Consider the following 22,067-nt stretch of genomic DNA (forward strand, 5'->3'; position numbering starts at 1 on the left):
GCTTGCTATATTGCACTTTTCTATACTTTTATATTAGGATTTTATTTCTAAATCTTGACTTCTCAGCTTTTCTGTAAAGAAATTGATTAAAGCTACTTTTTCTGATCGTTTCAACTGTTTTATTTCCCATTCTCGACGTTGTGCTTCCTGTCTTGTCTCTTTAAATTCCCAGTAGATAAGTTTAACAGGTAGCCGAGCTCTAGTATAAGCACTGCCTGTTCCGTCGTTATGACGCTCTACTCTTTTGGTTAAGTCAACAGTCCAGCCAGTATAGAAAGAGCCGTCAGCACAGTGCAAAATATAAGTATAAGCCATTAGAATTGAAACTCCACTTTCCCGTCTTTGATAACTAAAGTAGCTGAGAAGGCATTGCCAGCTTTGGAACGGAAGCCTTTGAGGAGACCTGTCTTACCTTTGCTAAGTAAGGTTCGAACTGTTGCTACCGTGACTTTCTTGCCAGCTATCTCTTTCCAAATAACGAAAGAACAACCTTCTTTCCAGCTAGAACAACCGTAGCCTTTTTTGCCTTCAATAATTTCACCTCGACAAAGGGGACAAAAGCCAAAAGCATTAGCCTTCACTTCAGCTTGCTTGCTCGTACCTCTTGAAACCTTGTCCTTAGCAAAGGTAGAGCTTGGTTTTTCCTCTTTTATTACTTGCGGCGCTTTTTGCAAATTAACAATTAAACTATGTATATATTGATGTAATTCTTGCAGGTACATCTCTTCTTGTAAAGTGCCATCTTCAATTTGAGACAATTTATCCTCCCAAAGGGCAGTTAAAGCTGGCGACTTGATTGCTTCATCTTGAATAGCCTGGACGACTTGTAAGCCAAAATCGGTGGCCACAATCTGCTTAACTTTTCCTTTACCAACTCGAACAATCATCTCAAGCTTTAATAGCTTCTCAACAATAGCCGCTCTTGTTGCTTCTGTTCCCAACCCTAAAGGCTTTAAGATGCCTTTTAAGGCTCTATCATCCAAAAACTCTGCAATGTTTTGCATGGCCTTAATGATAGTGCCGTCTGTAAAAAGTGGTGGCGCTGTAGTTACTCTCTCTTCTAACACCTTATCGGTAACAGGAAAAATCTCCCCAACTCTTACCTGAGGTAAGAGCTGTTCTTCCTCACCATCTTCTTCAGCTTCCTTTCGTGACTTGCCATCCTCTTCATGTTGATATAGTGCAAGCCAACCAGGTTGTATAAGCTTTTTACCGCGAGAACGAAAAACCAGGCCTTCTCGATCTACAATGGCCATTAATATTTCTTTCTTTTCATAGTGCGCAGGTGGTAAAAAGATGGCTAAAAAACGCCTTAAGACCATTAAGTAAATAGCTTTTTCTTGGCTTGACAATAGCAACAAATCTACGTTCTTGCCTGTAGGTATCAAGCCGTGGTGATCAGTCACCTTACTGCTATCCATATACTTTTTACTTAACTTAGGCAAAGGAGCGCTTAGAATCTGACGAGTTATGTCAGCTAATTCTGGAATGGCTTCAGCAACCTTGACCAAAGTCGGTAGTTGTGGTATGAGAGAAGGTTCTATATGTCTTGACGATGTTCTTGGATAGGACAAGCATTTATGTTTTTCGTAAAGAGCCTGAGCAATCGATAAAGTCTTATCAGCAGAAAAACCAAAAGCTTTAGCCGCTGTAATTTGTAGGTCTGATAAATTAAAAAGTGGTGGCGCACTTTGCATTTCTTTTTTGTTTTCTTGCTTTACAACTTGTCCTTTTTGATTATTCAGCTCTTCCACAATCGCTTCTGCTTGAGATCGCTCTGAAAAACGAGCCAGCTTATCTCCTGCTTCTGTCAAAAGAGTCCCCCAAAAAGCATTATCAAAGCAGGCTTTAACGAGGAAGTAAGGTTCTGGTTGGAAATCGCGATGCTCTTCAGTACGTCGAGCAATTAAGGTCAAGGTTGGCGTCATAACCCGTCCCACATTAATCTTACGGCCAGCAGTGAGCGAAACAGCTGGTGAAGCATTCATCCCTACGATCCAGTCCGATTGTGCTCGCAAACGTGCCGCTTTAGATAGACCCCCATAGGCATCATAATTTTGCATTGCTTGCCAAGCCTTGCTAATGCCATCATCAGTAAAGGTTGAAAGCCATAATCGCTTAACAGGCAGGCTAGAGCAAGCTAATTCATAGATATAGTCGAATATTAATTGTCCTTCCCGACCAGCATCAGTAGCGCAAACTACAAAGCGAAATTTACGCTGTTGTAACAGTGCTTTCAGCGCATTGAATTCTTTGACTGTCCCGCTTCGGACTTTCAGTGGAATCTTATCTGGTAGAATAGGTAGGTTTTTGAGACTCCAACGCTTGTATTTGCTATCAATCTCACCAGGTGTCATAAGCTCCACTAAATGTCCGCGAGCATGTGCAATGACAAAGTTTTCATCCTCTAAGAAGCCTTGCTTGTTTTTTCTAGCTTTCGGCGCAAGCACTCGAGCAAATTCTCGAGCTGCCGATGCTTTTTCCGCTATTACTAAAATCATCTTGACCGTCCCATCCTCAAAAAAGACGAAAGAAAAAGCGGGACCAGTGCCCCGCTTCTTTGTTCTATACTTCAAGAGCAATTCAATGTAGAATCACCTGCTCAGGAAAATTAGTTTTCCTGATTATCCAGGTAAGCTTGAACTTCTGCTTGCTCCTGATCATCCTGAACGGCACGCATGCTTAAAGAGATGCGGCGCTCGTCTTCTTTGATATCTAAAACTTTAGCTTTAACTTGTTGACCTACAGAAACAACATCTTCAGGCTTATTGACACGACGGTCTGCTAACTGAGAAATGTGAATCAAACCATCTACGCCAGGCTCTAACTCAGCAAAAGCACCAAAAGTTGTTAAACGAACGATGGTGACTTCAATGATAGAGTCAATAGGATATTTCTCCGTAACAGTACTCCAGGGATTAGGAAGAACTTGCTTCAAACCTAGAGATACTTTTTCTTTATCGCGATCTACTTTTAGCACGTATACATCAATTAGATCGCCTTCTTTGACAACATCGCTAGGATGCTTAACTCGTCCCCAAGACATTTCAGAAATATGCAGAAGACCGTCTACACCACCTAAGTCAACAAAAGCACCGAAGTCAGTCAAACGACGAACTGTACCACGGCGAGTCTGATGATCTTCGATCTCTTCCCAAGTCTGCTTACGAGCTTTTTGATATTCTTCTTCTAGAACTACTTTCTGTGATAAGACAGCATTGTTCCGTTGATCATCTATTTCCATAATCTTCATGCGTAAGGTTTGACCTAGATACTGATCTAAGTCCTCTACATAACCACGTTCAATTAGAGAAGCTGGCACAAAGCCGATAATACCAATATCAACGCGAAGTCCGCCTTTGACGACAGCGATAACTTCGCCAGTCACAATATCACCGCGCTCTTTGGCTTCTTTTATGGCTACGATCTTCTCTTGCTCAATAGCTCTACGACGTGATAGTAGAAGTGTACCGTCTTCATTTTCAGCCTTGAGAACTACAACTGGGATCTCTTGACCAACTTTCACAATCTCTTCTACATTATCAGGAACTCTTGGAGCAATCTCTCGGCGAGGAATTACACCTTCTGATTTGCCACCAACATGAACGAGTATTTCATCGTAACTTACTTTTACAACTTCGCCTGTAATCAGTTGTCCTTCTTCGAACTTTTTCTGACCTTCTTCATACTTCTTGAAGGTCTCTTCAAAAGTTCCCATATCCTCCATGTCAGCCTCTTGTGTTACTTCTTCTGGCTGTTGTGCATTTTCTTGTTCTACTGTTTCCTTGTTCTCTGTTCCTTCTTGATTCCAGTCGGACATTCTCTGAACTACCTCCTCGATTATCCAGTGGGGCGTAGAAGCCCCTGCCGTAATTCCGGCTTTTTGAATTCCTTGAAAGCATTGACAGTCCAATTCTTCAGGCTTTTCTATGTGATAGGTGGGCACGCCGGCCTCACGACAAATTTGAGCCAACTTTTTTGTATTGGAGCTATTATGCCCCCCAATGACCACCATCACATCAACCTGCTCAACAAGCTTTTGCGCCGCTGTTTGTCGCTTTGCTGTAGCTGAGCAGATGGTGTTTTCAACCTCCAAGTGTAGACCTTCTTTTTGGCCAAGGACCAAGGCTATCTCGCGCAATGTACTTTCTTTTAGAGTAGTTTGCGCAATTAATGCTACCTTACCCTCGAGGTTTAACGCTTCTGCTTCTTTTTGATTAGCTATCACTAGGGCTTTTCCCCCAGTCCAGGCAACAATACCTTGGACTTCTGGGTGTTCTTGATCGCCCGCTACAACAACTTGATAGCCTTCTTCTGTGAAGCGCTGTGCAGCCTTTTGAACTTTTTTGACAAAGGGACAAGTGGCATCGATAAGTTCAAAATCTCGCTGTTCAGCGAGGCCATATACTTCAGGACCGACGCCGTGAGAACGGATCACAACCCTGTTCGGATTGTCTTCATGGAAGGTCTGGATCACTTTAACGCCTTGCTGAGCCAGTCTTTCAACAACCTGTGGATTGTGTATCAAAGGACCATAAGTTGCTACATCACCATTTTTTTGCAGTTCTTCTTCCACTTTGTCCAAGGCTCTCTGAACACCAAAACAGAACCCAGCGTGTTCCGCCAGGAAGACTTGCAATCCCATCACTCCTCGTCACGTTCTGGTACTATTTTCGAGATAAAACGGATAATTCCTGCTTAGCACATAAAAATTCCCCTTTAGCTCAAGGCTACAAAGGGGAAAAAGCAAAGCAATAAGGTTGGTTCGTTTATATTAAAAAGCTCTGCTTTCGCGGCCTTTCTCAATTTGTTCTGCAATAGAATTCATAATCTGGTCCGTTATTTCTTGTAGCTTTTGACTTGTAACTTTCTCACCTTCTGCCGTCTCAATCAGAATCGGTGGACCTACAGAAACAATACAGGGATTGCTTCGACGGTCTGATAAAACATTGGCGCTGTTATACAAGCCTATAGGTACGATGGGAGCACCTGCTTTAGCAGCAATAAGCGCTACTCCTGCTTTGGCTTCTCCTAGTTTACCCGTTTTGCTTCTCGTTCCTTCAGGAAATAAACCGATTACTTTATTTTGCCCCAGAAGATCTATAGACCTTTTCAAGGCCTTTCTTCCAGAGCCTCCCCGTTCTACAGGATAAGCACCAAAATTGCGCAATAGAGTTCCTAAGAGAGGAACTTGAAAAAGTTCTAGTTTGGCCATAAAGTGCACAGGTCTCTGAATAGCACAACCAACAATGAGTGGATCCCAATTAGAGACATGATTCGAAACGATTATTACAGGTCCTGATTGGGGAACATTCTCAAAGCCTTTTAGTTCCCAACGACAGATTTTTGCAAAAAACCAGAACAAGATAGGTCTAAAAAAACGGAAGAGAGCTGAAGGTCTTTCGTGGGGCTGGTACTCTTCTCTGTCTTTATCTTGCAAGCTCTTCACCTGCCTCTTCGGGCAGTAAGGTCTAAGATTATTTGAATTACTGCTTCGATTTCAAGACCTGTCGTATCAAGGATAGAAGCATCTTCAGCTCTTACTAGAGGAGATACTTCACGGGAAGCATCTTGCTCATCGCGACGCTGAATTTCTTCTTTTAACACTTCTTCATTAACAGGAATGCCTTTTGCTGTCATTTCCAGATAACGCCGACGAGCTCTTTCTTCAATCGAGGCAGTAAGAAAAATTTTGATCTGTGCAAAAGGTAAGACATGACTACCGATATCTCGACCATCCATGACCACACTTTGTGAACGAGCCATTGCTCTTTGCTGTTCAACCATAATCATGCGCACGCCTGCTACTGCGGCCACTTGCGATACATGGCTAGAGACTAAGGGACTTCGAATAGCTTCTGTAACTTCTATATTTTCAACAAAGACATGTAATCGCTCTTCCTTTTGGACTAAATTAATCGTGCTATTATGAGCTAAATTGGTAAGGGCTTGTTCATCAAATAAAGATACATTTTTCTCCAAAGCAAGGCAGGTTAGGGCTCTATACATGGCACCTGTGTCAATATATAAGTATCCTAATCGTCGCGCTACTTCTTTTGCTACCGTACTTTTACCAGCTCCGGCAGGACCATCTATAGCAATCTGTATCGGTTCTATCACTATTCTTAATACTCCTTAAGCTATCTTTTCTGTCTATTGTATCATATTTTATTTATTGCTGTAGATCTGTCAGAACAGAAAAGAATCCTGGATAAGATACTTCTACTGCTGAGGCATCTGAGATTTCTGTTACACCCTCTGCAAGAAGACCAGCGACGGCTAAAGCCATAGCAATGCGATGATCTCCTTTGCTTTCTACTTCTGCTCCTTGTAAAGTCTGACTTCCTTCAATGATCATCCCATCGGGTAGTTCCTTTACCTTAGCACCCATCATGCGCAGTTGATCTGCTAAGACAGCAATTCGATCAGATTCTTTTACTCTCAATTCTTCAGCATCTTTTATGGTGGTTTGTCCTTGAGCAAAGAGAGCGGCCACAGCAAGAATTGGTATCTCATCGATGAGACGAGGTATGACTTCTCCTTCAATTGTTGTGCCGTGAAGAGTACTGGCTTGTACCAAAATATCAGCCACTGGTTCTCCAGCCACTACTCTTTCGTTCTCGACCTTTATCTTTCCGCCCATAGCTCTTAACACTTCTATAACACCATCACGCGTGGGATTGATGCCCACGTTACGAATATATAGCTCCGAACCTGGAATCACAGAAGCGGCAACTAGCAAAAAAGCAGCTGACGAGATATCACCTGGTACATCTATTTCTTGTCCAATCAAACTAGGAAATCCTTCTATCTCGCTGTTCAAGCCTTCTTCAGACTGGCTAATCTTAGCACCAAAAGCTTTTAGCATACGTTCACTATGGTCACGAGAGCGATGAGGTTCTATTACTTTAGTTGACCCTTCAGCGTATAATCCAGCCAAAAGAATAGCTGACTTGACCTGAGCACTTGCTACGGGGCTTTGATACGTTAGAGCAAGTAAAGGTTTTTGTGTACCTGCAATGGCCAGAGGCGCTTTTTTACCACCTTCTCGACCTAGAATAGTTGAACCCATGGCTTTCAGTGGTTCTGTAACGCGGCCCATAGGGCGTCGTCGAATTGAGCTATCACCTGTCATTACAGAAAAAAAAGATTGTCCACTTAAGATACCAGCCATCAAACGCATTGTTGTTCCTGAATTACCAACATCGAGCAGATCAGAAGGCTCTTTTAACCCCATTAAACCTTGTCCCTCTACAATAACGTCTGTTGTAGAAGGCTGAACAATCGGTACACCAAGCTTTTGAAAACAACTTATGGTTGAGAGGCAATCCTGACCTGGCAAGAAGTTGCTAATCCTTGTTTGGCTTTGTGCTAATGCACCAAACATAACTGCTCGATGGGAGATTGACTTGTCTCCAGGTACAGTTAAATCACCTCTCAAAGGCCCTTTTCCTTCTATTGCCACAACATTTCTGGCCATGTTATTTCCTCCTCAGCATCGTTTTACGATAATTCCATCTTGACTTAGCACCTGTAAGGCTTTTTCCGCTTCATGAGCTTGATAAAATCCTATGCGAATTGTACCTCCATCGCCTTCTCGAACACGTAAAATCTCGATATCAGCTATGTTTATACCTTGATCACCTAGCAGTCGAGCCATATGTCCAATCATACCAGGGCGATCTGGTACGGTGACAATAACCTCGTGAATGCCTGGCAATAAACCTTTAGCTTTACCTGGAATAGACAGACGAAGATCTCTAGCCTTTTGCAAGCGTACTTTTAAAGGTTCTTCTGTCCCTTGTATGGTCTGACCGCAAGTTAGAATCTCTCTTTTCAGCTTTTCTAAGAGACTTTGAAAGTGATCTATCTTTTCAACTAGAAGATTACGATTAGTGCAAGCAATATCGTACCACATCTGTGGATCGCCAGCGGCTATTCGTGTAGTATCTCGGAATCCTCCAGCGGCTAACATAGTTACTGATGGATGCTCTTTTGTAACTTCACCAAGCGTATCAACAAGAGCTACGGCCACCATATGAGGCAGATGACTAACCATGGCAACCATTTTGTCATGTTCTTCTACGGATAAGACTAGACTGCGAGCACCTAAAGCTTGAACCATAGACTTTACTTTTTCTAATGCTTTTCTGCATGTTCGATCATGAGGTGTAAGTACATAGACAGCATTTTCGAGCAGGTAACGATCTGCACCTTCCATGCCTTTTTTCTCTGAACCGGCCATGGGATGACCTCCTACGAAAGGATTATCATCACCAAGTAAAGTCTCTAATTCTTTTACGACCCAACTTTTCGTAGAGCCTACATCGGTAACAATCGCACCAACTTCTAAGTGATCCTTCATAGCTTTGACGATGCTAGGATAGGTGCGCACTGGTGTGGCCAGAATGACCATTTCGGCATCTTTAACAGCTTTGACAATATCTTTTTCCACACGATGGGCCGCTTTGGTCGATAGAGCTAGGTCTAGGCTTTCTACGTTGAGGTCACAGCCAACAACTTCTTCAGCTATCTTTCCTTGATAAAGAGCCATCCCTATAGATCCGCCAATCAAACCCATCCCGACTATGGCAATTCGTTGAAAGGGTCGGCTCATTCTTTCACCATCCCTATTTTGTAACTTCCCAGAATGCGCGTTAAAATTGTGTTTTTACCAATAGCATGTAGTGCTTCTGCTACCATAGGATCGCGTTGATGACCAAGACAATCTATGAAAAAAAGATAATGTCCTAATTCTTGCTTTGTTGGCCTTGATTCAATCCTTGTTAAGTTTATTTGACGCTCTGCAAATTCTTTGAGAATACTGTAGAGCCCGCCAGGTCTATCTTGGGGAAGAGCAAAAACAATAGATGTTTTGTCTGCTCCCGTCGGCTCTGTCAACTGACGACCAATAACTAAAAAGCGCGTTTTATTGTTTTGTTTGCTTTGAATATCAGGAACAGCTACTTCTAAGCCCTGACGTAAGGCGGCAAATCGCGAAGCAATAGCACCATAAGGTTCTGTTGATTTGGCTACAATTTGCGCCCCTTCTGCTGTTGATAAAGTGGGAAACAAAGCAGTTTCTGCTAAGTTCTTTTCCAGAAAAGTTCGACATTGTGCTAGTGCTTGAGGATGAGAGTAGACTCTTTCTAATTTCGCCCACTCTTGATCTGGTCGAACTAGTAAGCAATGGTGAATCGATAAGATGATTTCGCCACTAATTAGAAGAGAAGGATGTTCAATCAATTCGTCTAGTGTTTGATTGACAGTTCCTTCTATAGAGTTTTCAACAGGGAGCATCGCTAGATCAACTTCTCTTTTACCTAAAGCATCATAAAGCAGTGGAATAGACGAAAAAGGGCTAAGAGAAACTTCTTGTTCTTGATAAGAAAAAAAGACCTGAGCGGCCTCTTCACTGAAGGTTCCCTCAGGTCCTAAATAACCGGCTCTGATGGCTTTCTCTTTCATAAAACCTCCATGAGCTTTTTAAGCTACATTATATATCTACAAAGTCTTCCCCATGATGCGCGCCATTTTGCGCATATCTTCCATTAAAACTGTAAAGTTTTCCGGTGTCAATGATTGTGGACCGTCACAAAGAGCTTCACTAGGATTAGGATGAACTTCAATCATCAGGCCATCAGCACCAGCAGCAATAGAAGCCTGAGACATAGGACGAACTAACTGCCACTTTCCAGTACCATGACTCGGATCAACAATAACTGGTAAGTGACTCAACTGCTTAACTATAGGAACGGCACTTATATCTAAAGTATTTCTTGTGTAAGTCTCAAATGTTCTTATGCCGCGTTCACAGAGAATAACCTGATTATTGCCACCAGCCATTAAGTATTCTGCCGCCATTAACCATTCTTCTATTGTGGAAGAAAGGCCGCGCTTGAGCAATATAGGCTTTTCAATTTTCGCTAATTCTTTGAGCAAGAAGAAGTTCTGCATATTGCGAGCGCCGACCTGCAAGATATCACTGTAATGCGCAATGATTTCAATGCTTCGTGGGTCCATAACTTCTGTTGTGATGAGCAGTCCCGTCTCTTCTCGCGCTTTAGCTAATAACTGCAGGCCTTTCTCTTCAAGACCTTGGAAAGCGTAAGGAGATGTACGAGGTTTGAAAGCACCGCCTCGTAATATTTTGGCACCTGCTTCTTTCACAGCTCTAGCCGATTCAATAAGTTGTTCCCAGCTCTCTACAGCGCAAGGACCGGCAAAGACTTGAACTTGATTGCCACCAATCTCTACGTCACCAATGGTGATCACTGTATCTTCTTGACGGAAATCTCTTCCCGCTAATTTGTAAGGTTGTAAAATCGAAACAATTTTTTCCACACCTGGTAATGCCTCCAAGTTGGATCGGTCAATGCGGGTTTTATCACCAACCGCTCCTATGATGGTTCTCTCCACACCTCTAGACAAATGAATAATAAATCCTTCTTTTTCCAATCGCTCACAGACAGAACTGATCGACTCTTCAGATGCGCCTCGATTCATAACAATGATCATTGTCCATGCCTCCCTTTTTCTTACTATTAATCTTTCCGTTCGGAAGGTTTAGCAATCGGTAATCTATAAAAGAGACAAAAAAGGCACTCCAACAGAATAGGTGGAGTGCCTGAAAAAATCTTCGTCTCCTACCGTGCTACCATCCTACAAAAAAGTTCTTCCAGAAGCTACTTAGCTTCTGCTACCATCCTACGCCTTTGCTCTTGCAAAGGTCCTACATATGAGACTATAACACAGCCTCCACCGGCTGACAATGATTGAATTTTTTAATTGTAAATTATTGTGGTAAAGCCTGCACCATTTGGCGAACAAAATCAGTCGTCTCGTTCAGGAGCTTTTCTTTAGAGTTCAAGTTTTCTTCTATTTTTTTTACGATGGCACTTCCCACAATAACCGCATCTGCTTTTTGGGCTATCAAAGGAATCTGTTCAGGCTTAGAAATTCCAAAGCCAAGAGCTAAGGGCAGTGACGTTACTTCTCTCATCCTTTGAATTAACTTTTCTCCATCTGGAGGCAAGTCTTGCCTTTCGCCTGTTACCCCCGTTAATGATACACAGTAGATGAAGCCACGGGCTTTTTCTGCTATAAGTTCAAGTCGCTCTTTCGTTGACGTTGGTGCTACTAAAGGAATCAGCGCAAGACCTACTGGGTCTAGTAGTTCTCGCAACTCATCTCCTTCTTCCACTGGTAAGTCAGCAATAATAACGCCGTCAATTCCAACTTCTGCACCTACTTGAGCAAATTTTTCCAGTCCATAGGCTAGAAGTAAGTTATAGTAGGTCATCAATACTAGGGGGACATCTGTTTCTTGGCGTAATTGTTGAACGAGGTTAAGTACAGAAGATAAAGTTGTGCCACCATCTAAAGCTCTCGATGTAGCCGCTTGAATAACAGGACCATCAGCTACAGGGTCGCTAAATGGTACACCAAGTTCAATAATATGTGCACCTGCTTGTTCCATGGCCAGCACAAGTTCCTTTGTTGTCCTTAGGTCGGGATCTCCTGCCGTGATAAAAGGGATAAAAGCTTTACGGCCTTCTTTTCGTAGTGCCTCGAAGGTGGCTTCAATTTTTGCAGTACCTCTAGCATTATCTAGCATCTTTGCCCACCTCCTCGGCTAATGTGTGCACGTCTTTGTCGCCTCTTCCAGAAAGGTTAAGGATGATAAATTGATCCTGCCTCATTGTTGGTGCCATCTTAATCGCTTGAGCTACAGCGTGAGAGCTTTCTAAGGCTGGTAGAATTCCTTCTGTGCTAGCAAGCATAGCAAAACCATCTAATGCTTCACGATCATTGATAGCTACAAAGGTTGCTCTCCCTTGTTCTTTTAAGTAAGCCAATTGTGGTCCTACAGAAGGATAATCTAGACCTGCGGCAATGGAATGAGTTGATAAAACTTGCCCGTGCTCATCTTGCAAGAGATAGGAGCGAGCGCCGTGCAAGACGCCTGGCTTACCAGCTACTAAGGATGCGGCATGTCGACCTTGATCAATACCATCACCACCAGCTTCTACTCCAATGAGCGGTACTTCTTCGTCCTCTAAAAAGCCAGAAAAGATACCCATAGCGTTACTGCCGCCACCAACACAAGCAATAACAGCTGAAGGTAAGCGACCTTCTATGGTTAAGCTTTGCTCTCGTGCTTCCTTACCTATAATCGATTGAAAGTCTCGTACGATAGAGGGATAAGGGTGCGGTCCTGCGGCTGTTCCAAAGCAGTAGTAAGTGTTCTCTACATTGGTGACCCAGTCACGTAGAGCTTCATTAATGGCATCTTTTAAGGTAGCAGTGCCTTTGCTAACGGCAATAACTTTAGCTCCTAGTAGTTCCATTCGTAACACGTTCAGAGCTTGACGCTCTACATCTTCAGCGCCCATATATACTTCACAAGAGAGACCGAAAAGAGCGCAAGCAGTTGCTGTAGCTACACCATGTTGGCCTGCCCCTGTCTCGGCAATAACTCGCTTTTTGCCCATTTTATGAGCTAACAAAGCTTGGCCGAGAACATTATTAATTTTGTGAGAACCTGTATGATTAAGATCTTCTCGTTTTAGATAGATTTTTGCACCACCAAGACGATCACTTAAGCGTTTTGCGTAGTAGAGAAGACTAGGTCTTCCAGCATATTCATTCAGATAAGTAACAAACTCTTCTTGAAAGGCAGGATCTTGAGAAAAATGTTCATAAGCCTGCGCCAGTTCTTCCAAAGCGGGCTTCAATGTTTCCGGTACATAAGAACCGCCAAAAGAACCAAAGCGACCTGCTGTTGTCGTTTTTGTTACCATTTTCTTTATCTCCTTCTGCGCCTTAACTATAATGGTCCGCCGCTGGCGGCAACTACAAAAGCCCTAGCTCTAGCTGGGTCTTTGCGACCTTCTACTTCCACACCAGAAGCTACATCAACACCGTAAGGCTTAACTTTTTTAACGGCCTCTGCTACATTATCTGGATTTAATCCACCAGCTAAGATCCACGGTTTCGATAATGTGCCTTCGATTCTGTCCCAATCAAAAGCTTTTCCTGTACCACCTAATGCTCCGGGGGTGTAGGTGTCAATTAGTACAGCGTCTACATCGTATTCATGAACAGCTTCTCCTAAAGCTGACCAAGAAGAATAGATAGCTATTCCTTTTTCTTGTTTCTCTACATCTTGATCTGAATCAGCAAAGCGAAAAGCTTTTATGGTGCTGTAAGACCATCTTTTGCAATATTCAGGTGTCTCCTGACCATGGAATTGAAGAACCTGTAGGCGACATAAGGAAGCAATTTCTTCTACACTGTACCGGGGTTCATCAGCAAAAACACCTACAATAGATACAAATGGTGGTAGTTTGATGACAATATCTCTTGCTTTTTCAGGGTTAATATATCGCTTTGACGAGCCCACAAAATTAAAGGCAATTGCATGAGCTCCACTCTCAATGGCAATTAGGGCATCTTCATAAGTGCCGATTCCGCATATTTTAACACGTGGAACATTTGTCATCGGCTAGTTCTCCTCTTAAACCTACATTATTTGGGGTTCGTTAAACTTACTAGATCTGCGAGAGCCGCACCAGGATGAGGCGCTGTTACCAACGCTTCTCCTACTAAGATAGCATCAAAGCCTACGTCTTTTGCCCTAAAGACTTCTTGGGGTTCTTTAAGGCCGCTTTCAGCTACTTTGATAGCTTCTCTAGGAAGCTCTGCCGCTAACTGCAAGACCTGCTCTTTGTCAACTACGAGAGTCTGTAAGTTTCTAGCGTTGATTCCTACGATAGGTGTCCAGTTCTTTGCTCTTTTTTGATTACTTTCTATGGCATCTATAACCCACTCAATCTCATAGGCATCGTGGATTTCGATAAGTGGTTGTATATTGAATTCTAAAGCTCCGTGAATCATTTCTTGAAGCAAGGTAGGTCCTAAGAAAGCGGCAATAAGTAAAGCTCCATCAGCACCAGCTACTCTTGCTTCGAGAATTTGATAAGGATCAGATAGAAAATCTTTACGCAACAGAGGTATCTTTACCTTAGGACGAACATCTCTTAGATCCTGCAAAGAACCTCGGAAATATTTTTCTTCCGTTAGTACTGATATAGCTGAGGCACCAGCTTCTTCGTAAATTCTGGCAATCTCTGGAGCAACTAATTCTCCATGAAGAAGGCCTTTCGAGGGAGAAGCTCTTTTTACCTCGGCGATAACTTTTATTGGACCATTATGACTCTCTAATGCTTTAGCTAAATCCAAAGGCATTGATAAATAAGGCAGTTGCTGTTCTAGATCGATATAAGAAATTTTATTTTTAGCTTCAAAAAGCTCTTGTTGCTTACAATCCCAGATTGTTTGTAGAAAGCCTTGTAAAGGAACTGGTGGTTGTGCCAAGAATTGCGCCTCCTCTTTTGAGAGTCTCTTAAGATATCTTTTGTTATTAAGTCTTCTTGTGACTGAAAACTTTCTTACTGTTGACTTTAATCTCTAAGTTTATCTAATAATTCGGTCGCCTTACCACGATCGATGGTATCTTGGGCTAGAGCAATGCCTTCATGTAAATCTTCAACCACATCAGCTACATAAAGCGTAGCCGCCGTATTGAGCAGAACAATATCACGTTGCGGACCTCTCTGCCCCTGAAAAACTTTTTCAATTATATTGGCATTTTCTTCTTTGTCTCCACCGGCTAACTCTTCAATTCGACAGTAGGAGAAACCATAATCTTGTGGGTCAATAATGCTTAATTCGATATGCCCTTCATTTAAGAAAGCTACTTGGGAAGGACCTGTTACAGTTAGTTCATCTAAGCCGCTGTGACCATGAACAACATAGGCCCTTTTTACTCCTAGTCCTCGTAGAACTCGAGCCATTAGCTCGACCCGTTCTGGCTTATTGACACCCATCAGTTGTTTTCTAGCGCCAGCTGGATTAGTCAGAGGTCCTAAAAGGTTAAAGGCCGTAGGTACAGCCAGTTCTTTGCGAGCTGGTGCCGCATGTGCCATGGCTCGATGACATTGTGGTGCAAAGAAAAAGCCAAAACCAGTCTTAAATAAAGATTCAAAAGCATGGGCTGGTGAACGATCAATAGTAAGGCCTAAAGCTTCTAATACGTCAGCAGAACCTGCTTTACCTGATACAGCACGATTGCCATGTTTGGCTACTGGCACGCCGACTGCGGCTACTACTAAGGCTGTAGCTGTAGATATATTAAATGTACCTACTCCGTCACCACCAGTGCCGCAAGTATCTACTACTTTATCTTCCAAATCTCTGTAGCTTTCTGGTATAAAAGGTGACATCTCTTTGTAGACGCGATTGCGCATGGCTCGAGCAAGGCCTGTAAGCTCTTCTTCTCGCTCGCCTAGAAAGTGAAGCGCTACGAGTATTCCTGCCAATTGAGCTGTGGGAACTTGACCTTCCATGACAGCTGACATCAAAGCTTCAGCTCTGCTCTCACCTAAAGGTTCTCCATCCATCAAAGTCAACAAACTTTGACGTCCTATATCTACACTCATCTCCACTCACCTCAATAAAAGGATTTTTATCTTCGGTTAGGTTAAATTCAAGAAGTTTTTAAGTAGCACTTTGCCATGATCAGTCAAGATAGACTCTGGGTGAAATTGTACACCTTCGACCTTATATTCCTTGTGACGCAAACCCATTATTTCTCCGTCATCACTTTTCGCTGAGATTTCTAAACAATCAGGCAGTGACGCCTCTTCTACAACTAGGGAGTGATATCTAGTAGCGGTGAACGGGCACGGTAAGTCTTGAAAAACAGTCTGATTATCATGAAAGATTGGAGAAGTTTTGCCATGCATTAAGCGACTAGCTCGAATAACTTTGCCACCAAAGACTTGACCTATAGACTGATGACCGAGACATACTCCAAGGATAGGTATAGAACCAGCAAAGTGACGAATCACATCCATAGAAATGCCTGCTTCATTAGGTGTACAAGGGCCTGGAGAGATAACAATATGTCGAGGTTGTATAACCTCTAAGTCTTTAATGGTAACATTATCATTACGATATACTTTTATCTCTTCTCCTAGTTCCCCGAGATACTGAACAAGGTTGTAGGTGAAAGAATCGTAGTTATCGATCATTGCGATCATAGAAATTCTCCCTCCGCTCGATCAAGTGCTTCTAATAGTGCTCTAGCTTTGTTCATTGTTTCTTCATATTCTGATATAGGTACGGAATCAGCTACAATTCCAGCACCAACTTGTATGTCGACACGTCCGTTATGCATCACCATAGTGCGAATAGTAATACAAGAGTCTAAGTTACCATCAAAGCCAAGATATCCTACAGCACCACCGTAAGGCCCACGACGAACAGGTTCTAATTCATCAATGATTTCCATGGCCCGTACTTTAGGAGCACCGCTGAGCGTTCCAGCTGGCATGACACTAGCTAGGGCATCTAGACCTGTCTTATCACTTGCTAGTTGACCTGTTACTTTGCTAACGAGATGGATTACATGGGAGTATTTCTCTACTTCCATAAAGCGGTCTACTTTTACCGTACCCATCTCACTGACTCTACCAATATCATTACGACCTAAATCAACGAGCATCAAATGCTCCGCTCTTTCCTTAGGATCATTTAATAAATCTTCTGATAGTAAAGCATCCGCTTCCTCATCTTTGCCTCTGCGCCTTGTTCCTGCAATGGGATGAGTTTCTAGTTCTGTACCTTCAGCTCGAACTAAGAGCTCCGGAGAAGAACCAGCCATAGTGAGACCAGGTAAGTTTAAGTAGAACAGGTAAGGTGAAGGGTTGAGAGAACGTAGGGAACGGTAAATGTTGAAAGGATGAACCCTTAAAGGTCTAGAAAAGCGCTGAGACAAGACGACTTGAAAAATGTCACCATCAGCGATATATTCTTTACACTTCTCTACAGCTTGACAAAAACTTTCTTGATCAAAAGTAGAGGTCATGGCACTATTGTCGATTCCTGCACCTTCTGCAAACTGTATAGCTTTCTCAAAAGTAGCTTGTTGCATCTGTGCTTGTAGGATCTGTAATCGCTCTTGTAATTGTTTCTTCCCATATTGATAAGCTTCTTCATCGCCAGCTTCAGCAAGATAAACGAGAGTTGCTTTATGACGTAAATGATCAATAACCAAGGTGTATCGAGTTACCATTAGATTAGCTTCTGGTAAAGACCGATCATCTACAGCTTTTTCAGGAAGACGTTCATAGTAGCGAATGAGATCGTATGCAAAGTAACCAACAGCACCTCCATAAAAACGAGGTAATTCGCCTTCTGAGGATAGAGGAGCTACTTGCAATTGCTCTAACCAATGCTTTAGTTCAGCTAGAGGATCCTTTTGCTCTATCGTACTTTCCTTTGCCTTAGCCTTATCCCCAGGGGGCCAAGTGAAAAAAGCCATAGGATCGGCTCCTACAAAGGAATAACGTCCTAATACAGTGCCTCGTTCCACACTTTCTAGCAAATAACCGAGCCCATCGCCTGTTAGCTTGTGAAAAAAAGTAATAGGCGTATCTAGATCGGCCGAGAAGGTACTATGCATAGGAACATAACGATATTTTTTACTTAGTTCCACAAACTCCTGATTACTTATCATAGCACTCATTAGAACTCACCTTCCTTATAAATAAAGCAAAAAGCCAAAAAAAGGCAAAACAAAAAACCGGCCTACCGAAGTGGACCGGTTCTCTCACATACAGAAAGACTCCGCTCGTCTCCGCTCGACTCTGCTCTTCTCATCTTAACTCTACTCTAAACTCATCTCATGTCAAACATATCAGTCTTGCTGTTTTTTGTCAATACTTTTTTTTGTATAGACCTGAGATGACAATCAAAAGACCAGAAAAGCTTTTTACTTAGAACTGACAAGAAAGCAGAGATAGAGTATAATCATACAAGAGTACTTTTGTTCCTTTTGGAACATTCCATATACCAAAGGGGGTAGAGAGTTTGAGAAGCAGTGCTTTTTTTACCTTTCTTGTCTTTCTTTTTTTAACACTATTACCTGTACAAGCTTACAACGATAGTCAAGAACAATTGGCCGTAAAAGTGGAAAGTGAAAAAGTAGAAAGTTCAGAGAGCGATGAATCTCTTTTGATAGAGATCCGAAAGTTACTAAAGAATCACCATATCGATCAGCCCAACTCAAAAATTCTCGAATTAGAAAGCATTGAAGAGATTCTAGAGGCCTTAGGCGATCCTTATACAAGTTACTTGACACCACAGGAAGAGCAAGCACTTCTAGATTCTTTAAACTTGAATTACGCTGGTATCGGAATGGTCATAACGCAAGTTGATAACTATCCTGCTGTGGAAAGAGTCTTTCCTAATTCACCAGCTGAAAAATCTGGCATTGGAAAAGGCGATAAAATATTGCAAGTTGACGAGCTTCCTACTGAAGGACTCTCTACAGACGTAGTAGCAAGTAAAGTGCGAGGTCCTGAAGGAACGAAAGTCACAATGAAGTTAATGAACGCCTTAACTGGCGAGCCTTATGTACTGGAATTGACAAGGCAGCGCATCTCTATCCCCCAGGCAGAAGGAGAAATCATAGGCAATTCTACAGGCTATCTACGCCTCTATAGTTTTGGTGAAAAAGCTGGTGAAGAATTTGCCAAAGTATATAACAAGCTTCGCGCAGAAGGTATGGATAGATTACTCCTTGATTTGCGAGGAAACGGTGGCGGTTCAATGACAGCCGCTGAACTCATTGGAGATTTTTTACTTCCCGAAGGACCACTTTATCATCTTGTTTATCATAACGGTAGTAAAAGCACCTATCACACAGAAGGCTCTGAATCTCTCTTGCCTATGGTAATTCTTATTGATGAGCATACAGCCAGTGCCGCTGAGCTCTTATCAGCAGCTCTTAAAGAGCGTTCTCATGCTCTACTAATTGGTGCAAACAGTTATGGTAAAGGTTCTGTACAGAGTCTCTTTCCTTTAGATGCTGGTGGTGTTCTAAAAGTAACAATTGCTCGTTATCAATCACCGCAAGGTATAACAATTGATCAAATAGGTCTGACGCCAGATTTATCTATTGGTACAAGAAGTCTACAACTAATCCGAGCAAAAGAAATTCTAGAACCTCCTCAGACTCGGGAGTTGCGACTATACCTAGATCGCCAAGAAGCTATCCTCTCAGGAGAAAAGTTTGTCATTGAGCAAAAGCCGATGGTACAAGAAAATAGAGCCTATCTTCCTCTTCGCTTTATCGTCGAAGCTCTCGGTGGCGTAGTCGAATATGAGGAAGTAACAAGAGAAGCTTTACTGACTTATGGTAACAAAAAAATACCCTTGTCTCTCCATTCTTTAGTAATAGTAGATGATCGTACTTTTGCTCCCGTTCGCATGATCAGTGAACAGCTTGGTTATATCGTTGAGTACAATGAAGAAAGTAGAGAAATCCTGCTAGCCTCACCCTAAAAAACACTAAAAAAACACTCCTTTTACTAACAAAAACAGTAAGGGGAGTGCTTTTTTAGCTTCTAACATGGTAAGGCCTATGTTACGGGTTTGGATAAAATTTTATGTTGTACACCTTTAAAATGTACGTAAAAAATAGTTCCTTTGTCGCTCGATTCAACTCGAATTGATGCTTGATTTCTCGCCGCTATACTGTAACAAATAGCTAGTCCTAAGCCTGTTCCCGATTCCTTTGATGTAATAAATGGTGTACCTAGTTTGTTAAGTATCTCTGGCTTGATCCCCGCGCCTTCGTCTTTAATGGCAAGTATGACTTCATCATTTGCCATATAGGTTCTTAAGCATAAAGTTTTTCCGGCTTGCATAGCCTCAAAGCCATTGCGAACCATATTGAGTAATAATTGCTTAATCTCTTTTTCATCGACTAACAAAAAAATAGGTATGTCTTTCAGATCAAAAAGCACTTGTTTATTCTCATTCAAGGCTTCCGCTTCAATTAACGGTTTTAACTCATTTATGATTACAGACAGTTCTATTTCTTTTCTTGTATCTACTTTTTGCTTAGCAAGCGATAGGAAATCAGTAAGTATCTGATTAGCCCGATCAAGCTCCTTGATCATTAAATTAAAGTAGTCGTCATAGCACTTTAAAGGTTCTTTTGCTTGTAAAACTTGTAGAAAACCTCTTACACTTGTAATAGGATTGCGTATCTCATGACCTATGCCTGCTGCCAATTGACCGACTAAGTTGAATCTTTCTAGGCGAATTAATTCCTCTTCCAACCTTTTTATTTCTGTAATATCACTGATTTGAATCAGCAGACAAAACTTTTTATCAATCATGATAGTTTCAGCAGAAAGCAGTCCATTCCATTGCTGATTAGTCCTAGTTCGTAAGTTTAATTGCATATTTCTTACAGAGCCTTTTTCTCGTAAGATTTTGTATATCCTATTCCGATCTTCAATCTTCTCATACAAAAGAACGTTTCTAGTTGTGCGTCCAATGATGTCTTCCCGATTATATTCAGAAATATTAAGAAAGCTCTCATTAACGTCTAGAACTACTTCAGTGACAATGTCTAATATAGCCATAGGGATCGGACTAACATTAAAAACCTTCTGAAATAGTTCTTTAGATAGTTGGGCTGACTCTTCTATTTCCAACAATTCAGATTTATCACGCCAGGAAATGGCAACAGAATTCTTACCATGTTTAAATAGTTTTAACTCAACAGCTTTTCGATGATTTAAAAAATTTATATTTTCATGACAGGGTAGTTCAATGGGTTCTCCCTTGCTGATAACTTCACATAGTATCGAAAACATCCTAGTTCTCTGAAACAGGGGTATTAAGTCGCTCATCTTTTTACCGATCAAAGTACTTTTATCGATAGATATAAATTGAGTCGCAGAACGGTTCAAATAGACGACTACAAAATCTACTATTTCTCCATCCTCGTTTTGAAAAGCTTGGTAAATACCAAAGCAATCAAGTAAATGCTCTAGTATATTTTTAGTATCTTCTGAAAGTTCTTGTTCTAGAAGCATCATCTCTTTACCCACCTGCTTTTCTCTTTCTGAATATAACTTTATTCTATCAAATAATCAAATTCCCTTCATTTTTTTGGAAGCTTATTCCTTCTTTTCTTCACTAAAAGAAAAACTCCCTCCTTTCTCAAAAAAAGAATCGAGGGAGTTTCTGCTTTATGAAGAAGATTCTTTTGAATTAGACCAACTAACCTGGTTTCTTCCTGCTTCTTTGGCAGTATATAAAGCTCTGTCAGCTTCTTCTATTATAAATTGTGCTTCCTGCCCTTTTTGAGGAATCAGAGTAGTTAGCCCTAGGCTAACAGTGACTTGTTCAGATAGAGGAGAACTTTTGTGAGGAAGTTGTAACGCCAATACGTTACTCCGTAAGTCTTCTGCAATCTTTAAAGCCCACGTAAACTCTGTTTCAGGCAATAGACAGGCAAATTCTTCCCCACCATATCTCGCTACTAAGTCTAAAGGTCTTTTTGGGATACTATGTAAGCTTTGAGCTACCTGTCGCAAACATTCGTCACCACCAAGGTGACCGTAACTATCATTATAGTTCTTGAAATGATCAATATCGATCATTATAAGTGATAGACTACTACCGTATCGTAAGGCACGACGCCATTCGGCTGATAAAGCCTCATCAAATCTCCTGCGATTAGAAATTCCTGTGAGTCCGTCAATTCGAGAAGATTCTTTCAGTATATCTCGATACTTTTTGAGCTCTAAGTGGTTTCTCACTCTCGCTTTAACAATAGGAGGACTAATGGGTTTGGTAATATAATCAATAGCTCCTAAACTCAAGCCAAATTCTTCATTTTCTAAGCTATCCATGGCAGTAACAAAAATTACTGGAATATCTTTAGTGATCGGTGACTCTTTTAGTCTTTTACATACTTCGTAGCCATCCATTTCAGGCATCATTACATCTAAAAGTATCAGATCTGGTGGGCTTTTCGACTCAGCAATGCGTAAAGCAGTAGCGCCGTTGTTAGCTATTTTTATGGCCCATTCATCTTTTAGTAACTCAGCTAAAGCCATAATATTAGTTCGCGAATCATCAACTATTAGAATGCTCTGTTTTTCTGAGCTTTTCATTAAAAACATTCACTCCCTGCG

At 41.8% G+C, this 22,067-nt stretch carries 19 protein-coding genes; 1 reads left to right on the top strand and 18 read right to left on the bottom strand.

The window, feature by feature from the left end; translation table 11 throughout:
* Positions 1-33: 33 nt before the first annotated feature.
* The 16 genes from F9B85_RS02820 to trpE all read right to left on the bottom strand — a co-directional run bounded on the left by F9B85_RS02820 (position 34) and on the right by trpE (position 17,593).
* Positions 34-315: a GIY-YIG nuclease family protein gene (locus F9B85_RS02820; RefSeq protein ID WP_151618239.1), complete on the bottom strand. Its 282-nt coding sequence runs from the start codon at positions 313-315 to the stop codon at positions 34-36.
* Positions 315-2,501, bottom strand: coding sequence for a type IA DNA topoisomerase (locus tag F9B85_RS02825; RefSeq protein ID WP_151618241.1), 2,187 nt, complete (start codon positions 2,499-2,501; stop codon positions 315-317). The genes F9B85_RS02820 and F9B85_RS02825 overlap by 1 nt, the downstream gene beginning before the upstream one ends.
* Before the next feature lie 110 nt (positions 2,502-2,611).
* Positions 2,612-4,639 carry a bifunctional 4-hydroxy-3-methylbut-2-enyl diphosphate reductase/30S ribosomal protein S1 gene (locus F9B85_RS02830; protein ID WP_151618243.1) on the bottom strand — a complete coding sequence of 676 codons (2,028 nt, stop codon included), beginning with the start codon at positions 4,637-4,639 and terminating at the stop codon, positions 2,612-2,614.
* A 135-nt stretch (positions 4,640-4,774) separates the two neighbouring features.
* Positions 4,775-5,440, bottom strand: coding sequence for a lysophospholipid acyltransferase family protein (locus tag F9B85_RS02835; protein ID WP_170270112.1), 666 nt, complete (start codon positions 5,438-5,440; stop codon positions 4,775-4,777).
* Positions 5,441-5,445: 5 nt separating this feature from the next.
* Positions 5,446-6,120, bottom strand: a complete 675-nt coding sequence (cmk, locus tag F9B85_RS02840; protein WP_151618247.1) for a (d)CMP kinase — start codon at positions 6,118-6,120, stop codon at positions 5,446-5,448.
* A 52-nt stretch (positions 6,121-6,172) separates the two neighbouring features.
* Positions 6,173-7,480 carry a 3-phosphoshikimate 1-carboxyvinyltransferase gene (gene aroA, locus F9B85_RS02845; RefSeq protein WP_151618249.1) on the bottom strand — a complete coding sequence of 436 codons (1,308 nt, stop codon included), beginning with the start codon at positions 7,478-7,480 and terminating at the stop codon, positions 6,173-6,175.
* A gap of 12 nt (positions 7,481-7,492) precedes the next feature.
* The gene (locus F9B85_RS02850) at positions 7,493-8,617 is read right to left on the bottom strand and encodes a prephenate dehydrogenase (protein WP_151618251.1); all 1,125 of its coding nucleotides are present in this window, start codon (positions 8,615-8,617) and stop codon (positions 7,493-7,495) included.
* Positions 8,614-9,468 carry a prephenate dehydratase gene (gene pheA / locus F9B85_RS02855; protein ID WP_151618253.1) on the bottom strand — a complete coding sequence of 285 codons (855 nt, stop codon included), beginning with the start codon at positions 9,466-9,468 and terminating at the stop codon, positions 8,614-8,616. The genes F9B85_RS02850 and pheA overlap by 4 nt, the downstream gene beginning before the upstream one ends.
* Before the next feature lie 36 nt (positions 9,469-9,504).
* Positions 9,505-10,518 (bottom strand): 3-deoxy-7-phosphoheptulonate synthase, encoded by a 1,014-nt coding sequence (aroF, locus tag F9B85_RS02860; RefSeq protein ID WP_151618254.1) that lies wholly within the window; start codon positions 10,516-10,518, stop codon positions 9,505-9,507.
* Positions 10,519-10,795: 277 nt separating this feature from the next.
* Positions 10,796-11,617, bottom strand: coding sequence for a tryptophan synthase subunit alpha (gene trpA, locus F9B85_RS02865; RefSeq protein ID WP_151618256.1), 822 nt, complete (start codon positions 11,615-11,617; stop codon positions 10,796-10,798).
* Entirely contained in the window at positions 11,607-12,803 is a 1,197-nt protein-coding gene (trpB, locus tag F9B85_RS02870; protein ID WP_151618258.1) for a tryptophan synthase subunit beta, read from the bottom strand. Before trpB ends, trpA begins: the two co-directional genes overlap by 11 nt.
* A 26-nt stretch (positions 12,804-12,829) precedes the next feature.
* On the bottom strand, positions 12,830-13,504 hold the full coding sequence (locus F9B85_RS02875; protein ID WP_151618261.1) for a phosphoribosylanthranilate isomerase: 675 nt from the start codon (positions 13,502-13,504) through the stop codon (positions 12,830-12,832).
* Between the two features lie 26 nt (positions 13,505-13,530).
* A complete protein-coding gene (locus tag F9B85_RS02880) occupies positions 13,531-14,379 on the bottom strand; it encodes an indole-3-glycerol phosphate synthase TrpC (protein WP_151618263.1) in 849 nt (282 codons plus the stop codon).
* Between the two features lie 86 nt (positions 14,380-14,465).
* Positions 14,466-15,503, bottom strand: a complete 1,038-nt coding sequence (gene trpD, locus F9B85_RS02885; protein ID WP_170270114.1) for an anthranilate phosphoribosyltransferase — start codon at positions 15,501-15,503, stop codon at positions 14,466-14,468.
* Between the two features lie 36 nt (positions 15,504-15,539).
* Positions 15,540-16,106, bottom strand: coding sequence for an aminodeoxychorismate/anthranilate synthase component II (pabA, locus tag F9B85_RS02890; protein WP_151618267.1), 567 nt, complete (start codon positions 16,104-16,106; stop codon positions 15,540-15,542).
* Positions 16,103-17,593: an anthranilate synthase component I gene (trpE, locus tag F9B85_RS02895; RefSeq protein WP_243138043.1), complete on the bottom strand. Its 1,491-nt coding sequence runs from the start codon at positions 17,591-17,593 to the stop codon at positions 16,103-16,105. Before trpE ends, pabA begins: the two co-directional genes overlap by 4 nt.
* A 344-nt stretch (positions 17,594-17,937) precedes the next feature.
* Between trpE and F9B85_RS02900 the strand changes: the two genes are divergently transcribed.
* A complete protein-coding gene (locus F9B85_RS02900; RefSeq protein WP_151618269.1) occupies positions 17,938-19,413 on the top strand; it encodes a S41 family peptidase in 1,476 nt (491 codons plus the stop codon).
* A 77-nt stretch (positions 19,414-19,490) separates the two neighbouring features.
* Here F9B85_RS02900 and F9B85_RS02905 read toward each other — a convergent pair whose 3' ends face one another.
* Positions 19,491-20,963 (bottom strand): ATP-binding protein, encoded by a 1,473-nt coding sequence (locus F9B85_RS02905; RefSeq protein ID WP_151618271.1) that lies wholly within the window; start codon positions 20,961-20,963, stop codon positions 19,491-19,493.
* 153 nt (positions 20,964-21,116) lie between these two features.
* Entirely contained in the window at positions 21,117-22,046 is a 930-nt protein-coding gene (locus F9B85_RS02910; protein WP_207707019.1) for a diguanylate cyclase domain-containing protein, read from the bottom strand.
* Positions 22,047-22,067: the final 21 nt, after the last annotated feature.

Source organism: Heliorestis acidaminivorans (assembly GCF_008933955.1).
Classification (GTDB): domain Bacteria; phylum Bacillota; class Desulfitobacteriia; order Heliobacteriales; family Heliobacteriaceae; genus Heliorestis; species Heliorestis acidaminivorans.

Excerpts from the sequence above, each read along its gene's own strand:
- F9B85_RS02820 (WP_151618239.1), bottom strand. The coding sequence starts at position 315 with ATGGCTTATACTTATATTTTGCACTGTGCTGACGGCTCTTTCTATACT.
- F9B85_RS02825 (WP_151618241.1), bottom strand. The coding sequence starts at position 2,501 with ATGATTTTAGTAATAGCGGAAAAAGCATCGGCAGCTCGAGAATTTGCT.
- aroA (WP_151618249.1), bottom strand. The coding sequence starts at position 7,480 with ATGGCCAGAAATGTTGTGGCAATAGAAGGAAAAGGGCCTTTGAGAGGT.
- F9B85_RS02850 (WP_151618251.1), bottom strand. The coding sequence starts at position 8,617 with ATGAGCCGACCCTTTCAACGAATTGCCATAGTCGGGATGGGTTTGATT.
- pheA (WP_151618253.1), bottom strand. The coding sequence starts at position 9,468 with ATGAAAGAGAAAGCCATCAGAGCCGGTTATTTAGGACCTGAGGGAACC.
- aroF (WP_151618254.1), bottom strand. The coding sequence starts at position 10,518 with ATGATCATTGTTATGAATCGAGGCGCATCTGAAGAGTCGATCAGTTCT.
- trpA (WP_151618256.1), bottom strand. The coding sequence starts at position 11,617 with ATGCTAGATAATGCTAGAGGTACTGCAAAAATTGAAGCCACCTTCGAG.
- trpB (WP_151618258.1), bottom strand. The coding sequence starts at position 12,803 with ATGGTAACAAAAACGACAACAGCAGGTCGCTTTGGTTCTTTTGGCGGT.
- F9B85_RS02875 (WP_151618261.1), bottom strand. The coding sequence starts at position 13,504 with ATGACAAATGTTCCACGTGTTAAAATATGCGGAATCGGCACTTATGAA.
- trpD (WP_170270114.1), bottom strand. The coding sequence starts at position 15,503 with ATGAGTGTAGATATAGGACGTCAAAGTTTGTTGACTTTGATGGATGGA.
- pabA (WP_151618267.1), bottom strand. The coding sequence starts at position 16,106 with ATGATCGCAATGATCGATAACTACGATTCTTTCACCTACAACCTTGTT.
- trpE (WP_243138043.1), bottom strand. The coding sequence starts at position 17,593 with ATGAGTGCTATGATAAGTAATCAGGAGTTTGTGGAACTAAGTAAAAAA.
- F9B85_RS02905 (WP_151618271.1), bottom strand. The coding sequence starts at position 20,963 with ATGATGCTTCTAGAACAAGAACTTTCAGAAGATACTAAAAATATACTA.
- F9B85_RS02910 (WP_207707019.1), bottom strand. The coding sequence starts at position 22,046 with ATGAAAAGCTCAGAAAAACAGAGCATTCTAATAGTTGATGATTCGCGA.